Below are 656 nucleotides of genomic sequence, written 5' to 3'. Positions count from 1 at the left end.
TTTTTTTCTTCATTACTTTTATATGATAATGATAGGAAGACTCCGGAATACCGACTATTCGTAAAACATCCTTTAATTTGAAGATTTCTTTGAGTTCGAATGATAACGCTGCTTGTGCTTTTCGAGATAGCCTTCCGGATCCATCTGAAAAGCTCGCAACTTTTTTAGGTATTCTACCTCTAAACGCAGAAGTTCGTTTTCTCTCTCCAATTTTTGTTCGTACGTCATTTCTTTTTCTTCTGCAACTTTTTTATTTCTTTTGTTCTTATTAAGATCAGACATGGATGGCCGTCCTTTCGGTCTATCCAGGGCCTCAGGACCACCCTCCAAAAAAGCTTTCTTCCAAGAAGCTACCATAGAAGGGTTGGTTAGTCCAAATTGAAGGGCTGTATCAGTCTCTGAAGAACCTGTTCTTTTCATAAAGCTTAATACATCTAGCTTAAATTGAACAGAATAAGTTTCCTTGTTCTTCTTTCTCATTAACCCTTTCTCCCCAAATTTAAGCTTTTACCCATCTCAAAATACGTGTGGAGTCTTTCATATTATACTTTTGTGCTAATAATCTATATCCCAATTTACCTTCTAAATACTCTTTTACAAGCTTCAACTTAAATTCTTCACTATATTTAGCCACTAAAAAACACCCCAATAATTAG

Annotated in this window: 2 protein-coding genes; both read right to left on the bottom strand. The window is 35.4% G+C overall.

Translation table 11 applies throughout. The features are described from left to right. Positions 1 to 72 precede the first annotated feature (72 nt). The gene (locus WQ54_RS17960; RefSeq protein WP_156178009.1) at positions 73 to 480 is read right to left on the bottom strand and encodes a helix-turn-helix domain-containing protein; all 408 of its coding nucleotides are present in this window, start codon (positions 478 to 480) and stop codon (positions 73 to 75) included. Positions 481 to 499: 19 nt separating this feature from the next. After that, positions 500 to 634: a transposase gene (locus tag WQ54_RS34335; RefSeq protein ID WP_197089536.1), complete on the bottom strand. Its 135-nt coding sequence runs from the start codon at positions 632 to 634 to the stop codon at positions 500 to 502. Between the last annotated feature and the right edge of the window lie 22 nt (positions 635 to 656).

Origin of the sequence: Bacillus sp. SA1-12 (assembly GCF_000981385.1) — a bacterium.
Classification (GTDB): domain Bacteria; phylum Bacillota; class Bacilli; order Bacillales; family Bacillaceae; genus Metabacillus.
This window is presented reverse-complemented; position numbering and strand designations above follow the sequence as displayed.

Excerpts from the sequence above, each read along its gene's own strand:
- WQ54_RS17960 (WP_156178009.1), bottom strand. The coding sequence starts at position 480 with ATGAGAAAGAAGAACAAGGAAACTTATTCTGTTCAATTTAAGCTAGAT.